Consider the following 12,444-nt stretch of genomic DNA (forward strand, 5'->3'; position numbering starts at 1 on the left):
TAATTTTCGAGCGTCCGGCCGGGCGATAGGGTGACGACCATGGCGAGCACGGAAACCAGCGGCAGCGGCGATATCAACCGCACCCTCGAACTGCTGTGGGAGACCGGCCCCCGGCCGAGCCGTGGCCCCAAACCGGGTCTGACGCTGGACCGGATCGTCGAGGCCGCGGTGCAGATCGCCGACGCCGAAGGCCTCGAGGCGGTGACCATGCGGCGCGTCGCCACCGAACTGGGCACCGGCACCATGACGCTGTACCGCTACCTGCCCGGCAAGGCCGAACTGCTCGACCTCATGCTCGACCGGGTCCAGCGGCCCGACCACGATCTCCCGGTCGGCTCCGGCGGGTGGCGGGCCGCGCTCGAGCACGTCGCCCGGCAGACGCTCGCGCTGTATCGCCGCCATCCCTGGTTGCTCTACGTCAACCAGGCGCGGCCCATCATGGGGCCCGGCTCCGTCGAGAGCATGGAGGTGGTGCTGACGGCGATCAAACCGATGGGACTGTCCGATGTGGAGCTGATCTCGGTGATCGTCATGATCGACAACTTCGTCGTCGGCGCCGCCCGGACCGAGGTGTTCCAGCAGGAGGCGCTGCGCACCACCGGGATGACCGACGCGGAGTTCTGGCAGGCGCAGCTACCGATGCTGGAGCGCGCAATGAACAGCGGCCGGTACCCGACCATGGCCGGGCTCGAGGAGAACGCCTTCGACCAGGACTTCGATCATTTCGGTTTCGGGTTGCGGCGGATCCTGGACGGGCTGGCGGATCTGGTGGAGGAACGCGCGCGGGGGTGACCGGCTCCGGGCCACGGTGCGGTCGATCCGGAGGGGACGCCGCAGCGTCGCCTTGCCGGCGTCAGCGGTCGGTCAGCTCGCCCGGATGGTGAGGCGACCGCGTCCGGTGACCTCGGCCAGGTGAGCGACCGCGTCGGCGAGTCGGGCGCGGGGCACGCGGGCACCGTCGAACATGGCGACCGCGACCGCGTCGTCGTCGGTGAGTTCCCAGGTGCCGGCGATCCGCCCGCGCACCACCACGATCGGCGCGATCCAGCCGGCGGTCCGGCTCACCTTCGCGCGATGGGCCGGCGGCAGCAGTTCCTGATCGCCGGTGCCCGGCCCGAGCACGTACTGGTCGAACGCGCCGAGCAGCTGCACCGAATCGTCGGGCGTGGTGGTGGCGAGTTCGTCGGCGTGCTCGGCACGCAGGTACGCGCGCCGACCGTCGATGTCGACCTCGATGAGCTCCTCCCCCAGGTCGGCGAACCAGCCGCGCACCGTGGTCTTGCGGTGCGCGCCGCGGGTGAGCCAGGCGTCGAAGGCCTCGGGGGTGGCCGGGCCGTAGGCGCCGAGGTAGGCGGTGATCGCGGTGCGGGCGGCCGCGTCGACGTCGGTCACCGGCCGCCAGCCGGGCAGGGTGGCCGGGCTGGTGAAACTCACCTTGGTGCCGCGCGCCGGGCCGTGACACAGCACCCCCTGCCAGGCCAGCGGTTTGAGCACCGCGCCCCAGCCCGAACGCAATTCGGTCTCGTGCACGGCGAAGGCGGGATCGGCGACGATCTGGTCGACCAGTTCCTCGCGGGTGAGGACCTGGGCTTCGAGCAGCTCGCCGACCTTGTCGGCCAGTGCGGCGATCTGTTCGGGAGTGGCGCCGAATGTGCGCTGCCAGGCCGGTTTTTCCCAGGTCCGCGTAGCGGCGAGCAGTGCGAGACAGGCGGCGGCCGTGTCCGGGATCATCGCGTGCAGGGTGCCGCGCATCGCCCAGGTCTTGATCAGCTCACCCTCGACGAGTGCTCTTGTGACAGCACCGGTTTCGGGTGCGCTGGTGCGCAGTGCCGCCGCGAGTTCGGCCGAGGACGCCACTTGCGCTTGCAGTCCGCACAGCCGCGCCGCGATATCGACCACGCCGACCGCCGCGCGTGGCCGCACGAACTGCCGCCGCAACCGCCAGGCGAAGACCTGATCCCAGCTCACCCGCATCCGCACACCTCTTCTGTGGCCGCCCGGCTGACCCGACCCGGCATTGCCCAGACCCTAGTCGCCGGCACCGACACATCGCCTCATCCCGCTGCGACCGCGCCAGATCTACCGACGCCGTGCTTGCCGACCACTCAGAAGACACTCACGCAGAACAGCACACACGCGCTGGCCGTCACCAATCCGCCGACGGTCGTCAGGATCACGCCGAGCAAAGCGGTTCTCGTGGTCATCCGGCGCATGGCGCCCGCAGGCGACGCCAATCGCTGGGCACGCGCCAGTACCGCTGTACTCGCGGCACCCAGCGCACCTGCGGGGGTGCGGGTACCGGCGTCGACGATGGCGAGCAGACCACCCAGCAGCGGCTCACGACCGTGCTCGCGGGCGGCGGTATCGTCGGCACACATCTCCAGTAACCGGCCGACCTCGGTCGATCCATGCCGCAGCACACCGACGCTCGGAGCCATCGCGGCAATGCCGGTGAGCGCGGCGCTCAGCACGCCGTGGCGACCGGACAGGTGGGCGCGTTCATGGGCCAGGACGGCGGCGAGCTGATCGTCGGTGAGCGCCGCCAGCGCACCGGTGGTGACGACGATGGTGTCGGGACGGCCCGGCACGGCGTAGGCCTGCGGTTGCGGCGCGTCCAGCACCACGGCGGGCAGCCCGGGCATGCGCCGGCCCACCATGCGCACCGCCCGGGCGTGTGCGCGGGTGCGCCGGCGCATGCGCAGCAGCATCCGCACGCTGCGCCACCCCAGCGCGCCGGCGGCGATCGCGACCAGCAGCGCGAGTGCGAAGGTCACCACACGGCCCGCCGGATGGTCATAGGGGTGCACCGGCATCCCGAATACCGCGTAGCAGGCGCGGATGGCTTCGTCGGAGTGGCGCCACACGGTGGCGAATTCGACCACGAACAGCGCGGCCGCCGACGTCCAGGCCAGCAGCGCGCCCGCCACCGTCACCACCCATGCCAGCACGCCGAGACGCGGCGCCGTCCCGGAACGGGTCAGCCGGCGCAGCACCGGCGGGCCGACGGCAGCCACGAGCGCTCCGTACAGCAGCAGTGCGGACGCCAGGCTCACGCGGGTCCCGGAGATTTACGCGCCGTCAGCCGCCGCAGCGCGGCGCGCAGCCCCGCCGATTCCTCGTCGCTGATCCGGTCGACGAAGTGGCTGAGCACCAGATCCGAACGCCCGCCCGAGCCCAGCGCCTCGAGCATGAGCCGGGCGCTGTGCTCCTCGCGGGTCAGCGTCGGCCAGTACCGGTAGGCCTTGCCCGCGCGTTCGCGGGCCAGCCAGCCCTTGCGATGCAAGTTGTCCATTGTGGACATGACCGTCGTGTACGCGATATCGCGGGAGGCGCACAACTCCTCGTAAATGTCACGGACGCTGGTGGTCTCGGTGTCCCGATCCCAGATCCGATCCATGATCACCGCCTCGAGATCACCGAACCCACGCACCGTGCCGACTCCCTCATCACTGGCCCGCATCCGTCTCATCGTGCGCTCAGCGTACTCGCCGAACACCCTTGCTACGTACCCGAACCGTAGATCGGCAAACGCCGGGCAGCGAAACCTGTCGGACCCGCATGCGAACATATGTTCGTGTCCGATCCCGCGCCCACCGTTTCCGGCCGGTCGGCCGAGCCCGCCCGCTCGCGCCGTCCGCGTATCGTTGCGCGGGCCGACGCCTCGATCCTGCATGCCGATCTGGACTCCTTCTACGCCTCGGTCGAGCAACGCGACGATCCCGCACTGCGCGGCAGGCCGGTCCTCGTCGGCGGTGGGGTCGTGCTCGCGGCCAGCTACGAGGCCAAGGCGCTGGGTGTGCGGACGCCGATGAACTGCGGCCAGGCGCTGCGATTGTGCCCGCACGCGGTGGTAGTGCCGCCGCGGATGTCGGCGTATGCCGAGGCCAGCACTGCGGTCTTCGAGATCTTCCGCGACACCACGCCTGTGGTGGAGGGCATCTCCATCGATGAGGCGTTCCTGGACGTGGCCGGTCTACGCCGCATCGCGGGACCGCCGCGGGGAATCGCCGAGGAGTTGCGCGCCCGGGTGCGGGCCGAGGTCGGATTGCCCATCTCGGTCGGTATCGCGCGCACGAAATTCTTGGCGAAGGTGGCCAGCGCCGTCGCCAAACCCGACGGCCTGCGCCTGGTCGAACCGGATCGGGAACTGGAGTTCCTGCATCCGCTGCCGGTCGAGCGGCTGTGGGGTGTCGGCGTGGTCACCGCGGCGACGCTGCACCAGCACGGCATCACCCGCGTCGGCCAGCTCGCCGAACTCGGCGAATCGGGTCTGCGGTCCATGCTCGGCCCCGCCGCGGCCCGGCATCTGTATGCCCTGTCATGGGCCCGTGATCCGCGCCGGGTCGAGACGGGTAAGCGCCGTCGTTCGATCGGAGCCCAGCGCGCGCTCGGCCGCCGTGCCCGCCCACCCGAAGAGCTCGCCGCCTACCTGTACGGCCTGGTCGACCGGCTGGGCCGGCGGCTGCGTGGCGCGCAGCGGGTTTGCCGAACAGTGGTGCTGCGCTTACGTTTCGACGATTTCACCCGGGCCACTCGTTCGCACACTCTCGCCGGTGCCACCGACGACACCGAAACCATCCGGTATGCCGCACGAATCCTGTTCACCGAGACCCTGCCGCTGATCCAGGAGCGCGGCATCACCCTCATCGGGCTGGCCCTGACCAATCTCGACGATGCCGACGCCGTGCAGTTGACGCTGCCGTTCGAGGCCCGCCCCACCGCGCCACTGGACGCCGCCCTCGACGATCTGCGCCGCCGTTTCGGCTCCGGCGCCGTCACCCGGGCCGCGCTACTCGGCCGCGGCGAAGGCCTGTCCGTGCCACTACTACCCGACTAAATGTTTGCTCAACGATTGCCCGCCACCGTCGTTCGTCGTATTCTGATCCCGGCAGGTTCGGGGGAAGCCGCGGCCGACGAACCGCCACACCGTCCGCCGCCGCACCGAGGAGAACCAAACCGATGCCGTACGCCATTCTCGGCTTCATCACCCTGGCCCTGTGGGTCTACTGCCTGGTCGACATCATCACCTGCCCGGATACCGGGATCCGGCATCTGCCGAAGATGGGCTGGCTGCTCGTCGTCGTGCTCATTCCCACCATCGGCGCGCTGCTGTGGTTGTTTGCCGGCCGTCCGCTGAATGAGCCGCGACTACGCTCCACCACCCGCTACGCCGAATACGACCGGCCCGGCCGCCACGTCGCCCGCAATGCCGACGACGACGAGGATTTCCTGCGCGGCCTGCGGGAACGCGCCGAATCCCAGCGTCGCGAAGCGCGCCGCCAGGAGGAGCAGCGTCAGGCCGAGGAACGTCGTCGCCACGAGGCCGGCGAACTCTGATCGCACGGGGCACCGCCGTCGATATCACCGTGCCGTGGTGGGCCGCTTGTCCATCAACCGCAGGATCAGCGGCGTGAAGATCAACTGCATGGCCAGTTCCATCTTCCCGCCCGGTACCACGATGCAGTTGGGCCGCGACATGAACGAGTCGTGCAGCATCGACAGCAGATACGGGAAGTCGATCACTTTCGGTTCGGCGAAGCGAATCACCACGAAACTCTCATCGGCCGTCGGAATCGACCGCGCGATGAAGGGATTCGACGTGTCCACGGTCGGCACCCGCTGGAAGTTGACGTAGGTCCGGGAGAACTGCGGGCAGATGTACTTCACGTAGTCGGGCATGCGGCGCAGGATCGTATCAATCACCGCCTCACTGGAATAGCCGCGTTCGGTTTTGTCCCGGATCACCTTCTGCGTCCACTCCAGATTCACGATCGGCACCACGCCCACCAGCAGATCGGTATAGCGCGCCACATCGACGGTGTCGGTGACGGCCGCACCGTGCAGTCCCTCGTAGAACAGCAGGTCGCTGCCGGGCGCAAGGTCCTCCCACGGGGTGAAGGTGCCCGCGGGCTGGCCGAAGGGTTTGGCTTCCTGCTCGTCGTGCAGATACCGGCGCACCGCACCCACCCCGGTCTGCCCGTAGTCGCGGAACAATCGCTCCAACTCGGCCAGCAGATTGGCCTCCTCCCCGAAATGGGAGAAGGTGGTGTTGCGGTTCTGCTCGGCCTCGGCCATCGCCAGCTTCATCTCGTTGCGGTCGTAGCGGTGAAACGAATCGCCCTCCACGAACGCGGCATTGATCCCCTCCCGGCGGAAGATCTCCTGGAACGTCCGCGTGACGCTGGTGGTGCCGGCACCGGAGGATCCGGTGATGGCGACGACGGGATGTTTGACCGACATGGGCCCCTCCTCGATGACCGGACAACAGAACTCGACGCCGCTACCGGCGGGCCGGACGGAACAGCGAGCGCGTCCCGAACAGCGAGGTGTCGAAGTTCGGGCCCGCATCGGGCTCACGGTGATAGCGCTCGATCCGTTCGACCTCGTTGCGGGACCCGAAGATCAACGGCACCCGCTGATGCGGATCATCGGGTGTCACCTCGAGCACCCGCGCACTACCGGTGGAGGCGGCGCCGCCGGCTTGTTCGACGATGAAGGCGATCGGATTGGCCCCGTACAGCAACGCCACCCGGCCCGGCCCGGCCGCCGGACGGGTATCGCGCGGATACAGATACACCCCGCCCCGGGTCAGGATGTGAAAGGTGTCGGCGACCAGCGAGGCCACCCAGCGCATATTGAAGTCGCGGCCACGCGGACCGTCCACGCCGTCGAGGCATTCGTGCACATACCGGCGCACCGGGCGTTCCCAGAATCGTTCGTTGGCCGCGTTGATCGCGAATCCCGAGGTGTCCTCGGGGATACGCATCTGCGGATGAGTCAGTACGAACGCGCCGATCTCCCGGTCCAGGGTGAACCCGTCGACCCCGCTGCCGGTGGTCAGCACCAGCATGGTGGCCGGGCCGTAGAGCGTGAATCCGGCGCACACCTGGCGGGTGCCGGCTTGGCAGAAGCCGTCCTCCTCGGCGCGCAGGACGCTGAATATGGTGCCCACCGGCAGATTCACGTCGATATTGCTGGACCCGTCCAGCGGATCGAAGGCGAGCAGGTACTTGCCGCGGCGGTGCCCCTGTGGGATCCGGTGCACCTGGCTCATCTGCTTCGACAACAGGGCCGACAGATGCCCGGTCCATTGCGTCTCGGTGACCATGATGTCGTTGCTGAGCGCGTCGAGCGCACGGCGCGCGGTGGGCGAGCCACTCGCCTCGGTACCGCCCCGCGTGGCCAGGATCGCGCCCCTGGTCACCTGATTGGCAATCAGCTTGGTGGCCGTCGCCACCACATTGACCAGGGCCGAGAACTCACCCGAGGAGCCGGGATGCCGATGCTCCTGCTCGATCGTGTAGCGGGTGAGGGTCTTCCATCCTTCGGGCATCGCGCTGCGCTCTCCTCATCCGCTCGATGGGTCCGCCGGGGCCGGCTCGCCGAACACACTGCTGCCGTAGACGTCCTGGTCGGTCAGCGTGATCAGATCCCCCTTGGTGAGCGGCCGACCCAGATCGACCAGCCGCCGGGCCTGGCGCAGCCGGCAGCGGTCGATCGCATTGCGCACGCTGCGCGCATTGGAGAACCGCGGCCTGCTCATCCGGACGGTCAGGTATTCGGCGAAGGCGGTGTGCGCGGCGTCATCGAACCGGAAGTTCTCCCCCGCCACCATCAACTCGGCGATCCGCAGCAGTTCGGCATGGGTGTAGTCGTCGAACTCGAGATGGTGCGCGACCCGCGACGACAAGCCCGGATTGGCGGAGAAGAACCGGTCCATCCGATCGGGATAGCCGGCGAAGATCACCACCAGACTCCCGCGCTCGTTCTCCATCTCCTGCAACAGGATCTCGATCACCTCCTGTCCGTAGTCGCGTTCGTTCTCCGGCCGGAACAAGTAGTAGGCCTCGTCGATGAACAGCACCCCGCCCGCGGCCTTGGCGAGCGCTTCCTTGGTTTTCGGCGCGGTGTGGCCGATGAACTGGCCGACCAGATCGTCGCGGGTGACGGTGTGCACCTTGGGTGCGCGCACATAGCCGAGCGCGTGCAACATCTGCGCCATCCGCAGCGCCACCGTCGTCTTCCCGGTGCCGGGGCCGCCGGTGAAGCTCATGTGCAGGGTGGGGCGCGAGGACTCCAGGCCGAACCGGGCCCGGGCGCGCTCGATCACCAGCAGGGCCGCGATCTCGCGCACCCGCCGCTTGACCTTCGTCAAACCGACCAGCTCGGCGTCCAGGGCGGTCAGCACCTGCTCGACATCCGCGGTCGCCACATCCGCGGCCAGATCGAGGACGGCGTCGGCCGCCAGCACGTCCTCCGGTTCCGCCGCAGCCGATTCCGCAGGCACCGCCCGCACCGGCCGGGAGTCCTCGACCCCCGGTCGGTGCAGCCGGAAACCGGTCGCCGTGCCCGCGCGATCAGTCGGCATAGCGGGCACCAGGGCGGGCCTCGGTGGCGTAGGAGTGCAGGCTGTAGCGCTGCCGCCGGTCCGAACCTTCGACGCGACGCAGCGCGAAACCCGGTTCGTCCGAGGGACGCTGGACCAGGAAGCTCAGCGCCGTGGTCTGCCTGCCATAGCTGGCGTCATAGGCCAGCACCCGCACGTAGTGGCGCGGAAAGGTGGCCCGGCAGGCGTTGATCTCGGCCAGCACACCGTCGGGTTCGTCGAGATCGAACAGCGGCAACCCCCACATCTCCCAGTAGGCGTTGCGCGGATGCGGATCGTCGGTGTATTCGATCGAGACCGGCCAATTGTTGAGCAGGGCATAGCGGACCTGGGCGCCGATCTCGGCGTCGGTCAGGTCGGGCAGGTACGAGAAGGCTCCGTGACGCAGATACATGGCATGTCCTCCAGGGGTTTTCGCCGCTCAATGGGTCGCCGTCGGCACCGCGTCGGGTGCGTCGGTGGAGGTGTAGTCGAAGCTGACCTCACCCCAGGTCGCCAGCGCGACGTCGAGTGGCCGGTTGACCGCGGCCGCCTTGCGTAGCACCTCCGGTCCCTCCCGCAGCAGGTCGCGACCCTCGTTGCGGGCCTGCACGATCGCTTCCAGGGCCACCCTATTGGCCTCGGCGCCCGCCGCTATTCCCAATGGATGACCGATCGTGCCGCCACCGAACTGCAAGATCACATCATCGCCGAACAGCTCGACCAGTTGATGCATCTGGCCGGCATGGATCCCGCCCGAGGCCACCGGCATGACACCGGGCAGGCTGGCCCAGTGCTGGTCGAAGAAGATGCCGTTGGCGGGCTCGGTCGCGATGACGTTCTCGCGCAGGGTGTCGTAGAACCCCTTGGTGGTGGCCGGATCTCCCTCCAGCTTGCCGACCACGGTGCCCGCGTGCAGATGATCGACCCCGATCAGCCGGCACCATTTGGCCAGTACCCGGAAACTCACCCCGTGCGTCTTCTGCCGGGTGAAGGTGGAATGACCGGCCCGGTGCAGATGCAGCAGCACGCCGTTGCGCCGCGCCCAGTGCGACATCGACTGCATGGCGGTGTAGCCCACCGTCAGGTCCATCATGATGACGACGCTGCCCAGTTCCTTGGCGAACTCGGCGCGCTCGTACATCTGCTCCATGGTGGCCGCGGTGACGTTGAGGTAATGGCCTTTGATCTCGCCGGTCTCGGCCATCGCCCGGTTCACCCCCTCCATCGCGAACAGGTAGCGGTCGCGCCAGCGCATGAACGGCTGCGAGTTGATGTTCTCGTCGTCCTTGGTGAAATCGAGTCCGCCCTTGCAGGCCTCGTACACCACCCGGCCGTAATTGCGGGCCGACAGCCCGAGTTTCGGTTTCACCGTCGCCCCGAGCAGCGCGCGGCCGTACTTGTTCAGATACTCCCGCTCCATCACCGTGCCGTGCGGCGGCCCCTGGAAGGTCTTCACATACGCGACCGGAATCCGCATATCCTCGAGCCGTAACGCCAGCAATGGTTTGAAACCGAAGACGTTGCCGATCACCGACGAGGTGAGATTGGTGATCGAACCCTCCTCGAACAGATCGAGGTCGTAGGCGACGTAGGCGAAGTACTCCCCCGGCCGGCCCGGCACCTCGTCGATGCGATAACACTTGGCCTGATACTTGCTGTGCGCGGTGAGCCGATCGGTCCACACGACCGTCCATGTGGCGGTGGAGGATTCGCCGGCCACCGCCGCGGCGGCCTCGATCGGATCCACCCCCGGCTGCGGGGTCACCCGGAACACGGCCAGCACATCGGTGTCGGAGGGCTGGTAGTCCGGTGCGTAGTACCCCATCGAGGCGTAGGACTGGACACCCGGATCCCAACGATCCCGCACGGTTTCTTCGGCCATCATTCCTCCTGCTCACGGGGGTGAACGCCTTGCGATTTCCAGGATGACGGCGCCGGACAGGACAAACAATTTGAATGTTTGCCGAAAAACTCAACCGTTTCATCAGGTTTGCTACCGTCTTTCAATGGGGAGAGTAAGTGCGGCAAGGATGGAAACCTTCCTCGTCGTCTCCCGCACCGGCAGCATCCGCCGCGCCGCGACCGAGCTGCACGTCACCGAGGCGGCCGTCTCCGCTGCCGTCGCCCATATCGAGAAACAATTGGGCGCCAAACTCATCGCGAAATCCGGCCGCGGCATCACTCTCACCGAGGCGGGTCGGGTCTATGCCGACTACTGCCGTGGCATCCTTGGACTGATGCAGGAGGCCCACGCCGCGGTGCGCCGCGCCGAATCCGGGCGCCTGCGCATCGGCGTGGTCGCCACCGCCGGCGAGTACGTGCTGCTGCGGCCGCTGGCCGGATTCCGCCGCCGCTACCCGGAAATCGAACTCAGCCTGTCGATCCATCCGCGCGATGTGCTGTTCCTCGAATTGCAGCACCACGAAACCGATCTCGTCATCGCCGGTCGACCACCGCGCGACACCGGTCTGGTCACCCGCGCACGGCGGCCGAGCCGGCTCGTCGTCGTCGGCCCCACCGGACGCGCCTGCGACCCGATGCGCTCGACCTGGCTGCTACGCGGGCGCGGATCGGGCACCAGGGAAGCCACCCTGAGCCTGCTGGCCCAGTTGCAGATCGACCCGCCCACCCTCACCCTCGGCTCGCACGGGGCCGTCCTCGCCGCCGCGCGCGAGGGGCTCGGCGTCACCCTCATCCACGGCGACGCCGTGGGCGAGCACCTCGACTCCGGCGCCCTGCGCGTGCTGCCGGTCGACGGCACCCCGCTGGACCGGCCCTGGCATGCCATCACCACCCGCAACCCCAGCCCCACCACCCGGTTGTTCCTCGCGCACCTGCTCGATCCCGGCCGGGTGGGCGCCGACGCCTTCCGCCCGACCTGATCCACCGCCCGTGCCACCGCGACACGGCCGATCTCGGCGAACCTGCCACCGAGCACCCACCCGCGGACGTACCATGCCGACGTGGCCGATGCGAAAGATCCCGCCGCGCTGCGGGTCCTGGTCTACAGCGACGACGCCGACACCCGGAGCCAGGTGATGCTGGCCCTGGGCAGACAGCCGCATCCGGACCTACCCGAGCTGGACTACCTCGAGGTCGCCACCGCCGACGTGGTGCTCGCGCAGATGGACGCCGGCGGCATCGATCTGGCCATCCTCGACGGTGAAGCCACCCCGGCGGGCGGTCTCGGGATCGCCAAACAGCTCAAGGACGAACTCGCGCACTGCCCACCGCTGCTGGTGCTCACCGGACGCCCCGACGACGAATGGCTGGCCCGCTGGTCGCGGGCGGAGGCGACGGCCACCCATCCGATCGATCCGATCCAGATCACCGACACCGTGGTCGGGCTGCTGCGCGGCCGTCCGGCCGCCTGAACTGCGGAGACGACGCGCCCGCGGATTGCCCCGTTTCGGTCATAAATGTCAGTGCCTAATTCGATCAAAGACCGCGACGAATCGCCGGGTCCGGCCCCGGAACGGTTGTAGGCTGTGCTCTAGCTCACATGAGCGCGGGAGATGACATGACGACCCGCAGCGCCAGGTTCGGATCAGCCCACCCTCGCCCACCGCGGCGATGACGCGACCCCGGCGACGCGGACCACCGCATCGACCGCCCGCACCCCGTTCGAGGACGGACGGCAACCCCGCCCGCCCCGTTCGCAAGGAGGGGAAGTGCAGTCGTGAATACCGAGGTGCCGATTCTCGTACTCGGCGCGATCGCCACCGCGTTCGCGCTGGGCTCGGTGGTGATCGCGTCCCTCATCGGGCCGAAACGCTACAACCGGGCCAAGCTCGAACCCTACGAATGCGGCATCGAGCCGACACCGCACGCCGTGGCCGGCGGGCCGGGAAACGTTACCGGGCAACGCTTCCCGGTGAAGTACTACCTCACCGCGATGCTGTTCATCATCTTCGATATCGAGATCGTGTTCCTGTATCCGTGGGCGGTTCACTTCGATTCGCTCGGTCTGTTCGGTCTGGCCGCGATGGCACTGTTCATCGTCAATGTCTCGGTCGCCTACGCCTACGAATGGCGCAGAGGCGGCCTGAGCTGGGACTGAGCAGATCGGCGCCGAA

14 protein-coding genes are annotated in these 12,444 nt (G+C 68.3%); 6 read left to right on the forward strand and 8 right to left on the reverse strand.

What is annotated here, in order from left to right; all coding sequences use genetic code 11:
• The first annotated feature begins 39 nt into the window (after positions 1–39).
• Positions 40–792, forward strand: a complete 753-nt coding sequence (locus NOCYR_RS16105) for a TetR/AcrR family transcriptional regulator (protein WP_014351454.1) — start codon at positions 40–42, stop codon at positions 790–792.
• Between the two features lie 72 nt (positions 793–864).
• On the opposite strand, the gene NOCYR_RS16110 is transcribed toward NOCYR_RS16105, so the two are convergent.
• The 3 genes from NOCYR_RS16110 to NOCYR_RS16120 form a co-directional block, all read right to left on the reverse strand.
• Positions 865–1,974: a DNA glycosylase AlkZ-like family protein gene (locus NOCYR_RS16110; RefSeq protein WP_014351455.1), complete on the reverse strand. Its 1,110-nt coding sequence runs from the start codon at positions 1,972–1,974 to the stop codon at positions 865–867.
• A 131-nt stretch (positions 1,975–2,105) separates the two neighbouring features.
• Positions 2,106–3,053 carry a M56 family metallopeptidase gene (locus NOCYR_RS16115; protein WP_014351456.1) on the reverse strand — a complete coding sequence of 316 codons (948 nt, stop codon included), beginning with the start codon at positions 3,051–3,053 and terminating at the stop codon, positions 2,106–2,108.
• Positions 3,050–3,460, reverse strand: coding sequence for a BlaI/MecI/CopY family transcriptional regulator (locus NOCYR_RS16120; protein ID WP_014351457.1), 411 nt, complete (start codon positions 3,458–3,460; stop codon positions 3,050–3,052). The genes NOCYR_RS16115 and NOCYR_RS16120 overlap by 4 nt, the downstream gene beginning before the upstream one ends.
• A gap of 108 nt (positions 3,461–3,568) precedes the next feature.
• On the opposite strand from NOCYR_RS16120, the gene dinB reads away from it, so the two are divergent.
• Both dinB and NOCYR_RS16130 read left to right on the forward strand, forming a co-directional pair.
• The gene (gene dinB / locus NOCYR_RS16125) at positions 3,569–4,837 is read left to right on the forward strand and encodes a DNA polymerase IV (protein WP_014351458.1); all 1,269 of its coding nucleotides are present in this window, start codon (positions 3,569–3,571) and stop codon (positions 4,835–4,837) included.
• 122 nt (positions 4,838–4,959) lie between these two features.
• Entirely contained in the window at positions 4,960–5,337 is a 378-nt protein-coding gene (locus NOCYR_RS16130; protein WP_014351459.1) for a PLD nuclease N-terminal domain-containing protein, read from the forward strand.
• A gap of 24 nt (positions 5,338–5,361) precedes the next feature.
• Here the strand turns inward: NOCYR_RS16130 and NOCYR_RS16135 are convergent, their stop codons facing one another.
• The 5 genes from NOCYR_RS16135 to NOCYR_RS16155 are packed head-to-tail and all read right to left on the reverse strand — an operon-like array spanning position 5,362 to position 10,250.
• Positions 5,362–6,240, reverse strand: coding sequence for a phosphoribulokinase (locus tag NOCYR_RS16135; protein WP_014351460.1), 879 nt, complete (start codon positions 6,238–6,240; stop codon positions 5,362–5,364).
• 40 nt (positions 6,241–6,280) lie between these two features.
• On the reverse strand, positions 6,281–7,333 hold the full coding sequence (locus NOCYR_RS16140; protein WP_014351461.1) for a class 1 fructose-bisphosphatase: 1,053 nt from the start codon (positions 7,331–7,333) through the stop codon (positions 6,281–6,283).
• Positions 7,334–7,348: 15 nt separating this feature from the next.
• Positions 7,349–8,368 carry an AAA family ATPase gene (locus tag NOCYR_RS16145; RefSeq protein WP_014351462.1) on the reverse strand — a complete coding sequence of 340 codons (1,020 nt, stop codon included), beginning with the start codon at positions 8,366–8,368 and terminating at the stop codon, positions 7,349–7,351.
• Positions 8,358–8,780 carry a ribulose bisphosphate carboxylase small subunit gene (locus NOCYR_RS16150; RefSeq protein ID WP_014351463.1) on the reverse strand — a complete coding sequence of 141 codons (423 nt, stop codon included), beginning with the start codon at positions 8,778–8,780 and terminating at the stop codon, positions 8,358–8,360. The genes NOCYR_RS16145 and NOCYR_RS16150 overlap by 11 nt, the downstream gene beginning before the upstream one ends.
• 27 nt (positions 8,781–8,807) lie before the next feature.
• Positions 8,808–10,250, reverse strand: coding sequence for a form I ribulose bisphosphate carboxylase large subunit (locus tag NOCYR_RS16155; protein ID WP_014351464.1), 1,443 nt, complete (start codon positions 10,248–10,250; stop codon positions 8,808–8,810).
• A gap of 124 nt (positions 10,251–10,374) precedes the next feature.
• Here NOCYR_RS16155 and NOCYR_RS16160 point away from each other — a divergent pair, with 124 nt between their 5' ends.
• The 3 genes from NOCYR_RS16160 to NOCYR_RS16170 all read left to right on the forward strand — a co-directional run bounded on the left by NOCYR_RS16160 (position 10,375) and on the right by NOCYR_RS16170 (position 12,428).
• The gene (locus NOCYR_RS16160; RefSeq protein ID WP_228780353.1) at positions 10,375–11,250 is read left to right on the forward strand and encodes a LysR family transcriptional regulator; all 876 of its coding nucleotides are present in this window, start codon (positions 10,375–10,377) and stop codon (positions 11,248–11,250) included.
• Positions 11,251–11,406: 156 nt separating this feature from the next.
• Positions 11,407–11,742, forward strand: coding sequence for a hypothetical protein (locus tag NOCYR_RS16165; RefSeq protein ID WP_231856121.1), 336 nt, complete (start codon positions 11,407–11,409; stop codon positions 11,740–11,742).
• Between the two features lie 305 nt (positions 11,743–12,047).
• Positions 12,048–12,428 (forward strand): NADH-quinone oxidoreductase subunit A, encoded by a 381-nt coding sequence (locus tag NOCYR_RS16170; RefSeq protein ID WP_014351467.1) that lies wholly within the window; start codon positions 12,048–12,050, stop codon positions 12,426–12,428.
• Positions 12,429–12,444 lie beyond the last annotated feature (16 nt).

The sequence above is a fragment of the Nocardia cyriacigeorgica GUH-2 genome (assembly GCF_000284035.1).
Lineage (GTDB): Bacteria > Actinomycetota > Actinomycetes > Mycobacteriales > Mycobacteriaceae > Nocardia > Nocardia cyriacigeorgica_B.

Coding starts and splice junctions, on each gene's coding strand:
- NOCYR_RS16105 (WP_014351454.1), top strand. CDS start 40: ATGGCGAGCACGGAAACCAGCGGCAGCGGCGATATCAACCGCACCCTC.
- NOCYR_RS16110 (WP_014351455.1), bottom strand. CDS start 1,974: ATGCGGGTGAGCTGGGATCAGGTCTTCGCCTGGCGGTTGCGGCGGCAG.
- NOCYR_RS16120 (WP_014351457.1), bottom strand. CDS start 3,460: ATGCGGGCCAGTGATGAGGGAGTCGGCACGGTGCGTGGGTTCGGTGAT.
- dinB (WP_014351458.1), top strand. CDS start 3,569: ATGTTCGTGTCCGATCCCGCGCCCACCGTTTCCGGCCGGTCGGCCGAG.
- NOCYR_RS16130 (WP_014351459.1), top strand. CDS start 4,960: ATGCCGTACGCCATTCTCGGCTTCATCACCCTGGCCCTGTGGGTCTAC.
- NOCYR_RS16135 (WP_014351460.1), bottom strand. CDS start 6,240: ATGTCGGTCAAACATCCCGTCGTCGCCATCACCGGATCCTCCGGTGCC.
- NOCYR_RS16140 (WP_014351461.1), bottom strand. CDS start 7,333: ATGCCCGAAGGATGGAAGACCCTCACCCGCTACACGATCGAGCAGGAG.
- NOCYR_RS16145 (WP_014351462.1), bottom strand. CDS start 8,368: ATGCCGACTGATCGCGCGGGCACGGCGACCGGTTTCCGGCTGCACCGA.
- NOCYR_RS16150 (WP_014351463.1), bottom strand. CDS start 8,780: ATGTATCTGCGTCACGGAGCCTTCTCGTACCTGCCCGACCTGACCGAC.
- NOCYR_RS16155 (WP_014351464.1), bottom strand. CDS start 10,250: ATGGCCGAAGAAACCGTGCGGGATCGTTGGGATCCGGGTGTCCAGTCC.
- NOCYR_RS16160 (WP_228780353.1), top strand. CDS start 10,375: ATGGGGAGAGTAAGTGCGGCAAGGATGGAAACCTTCCTCGTCGTCTCC.
- NOCYR_RS16165 (WP_231856121.1), top strand. CDS start 11,407: ATGCTGGCCCTGGGCAGACAGCCGCATCCGGACCTACCCGAGCTGGAC.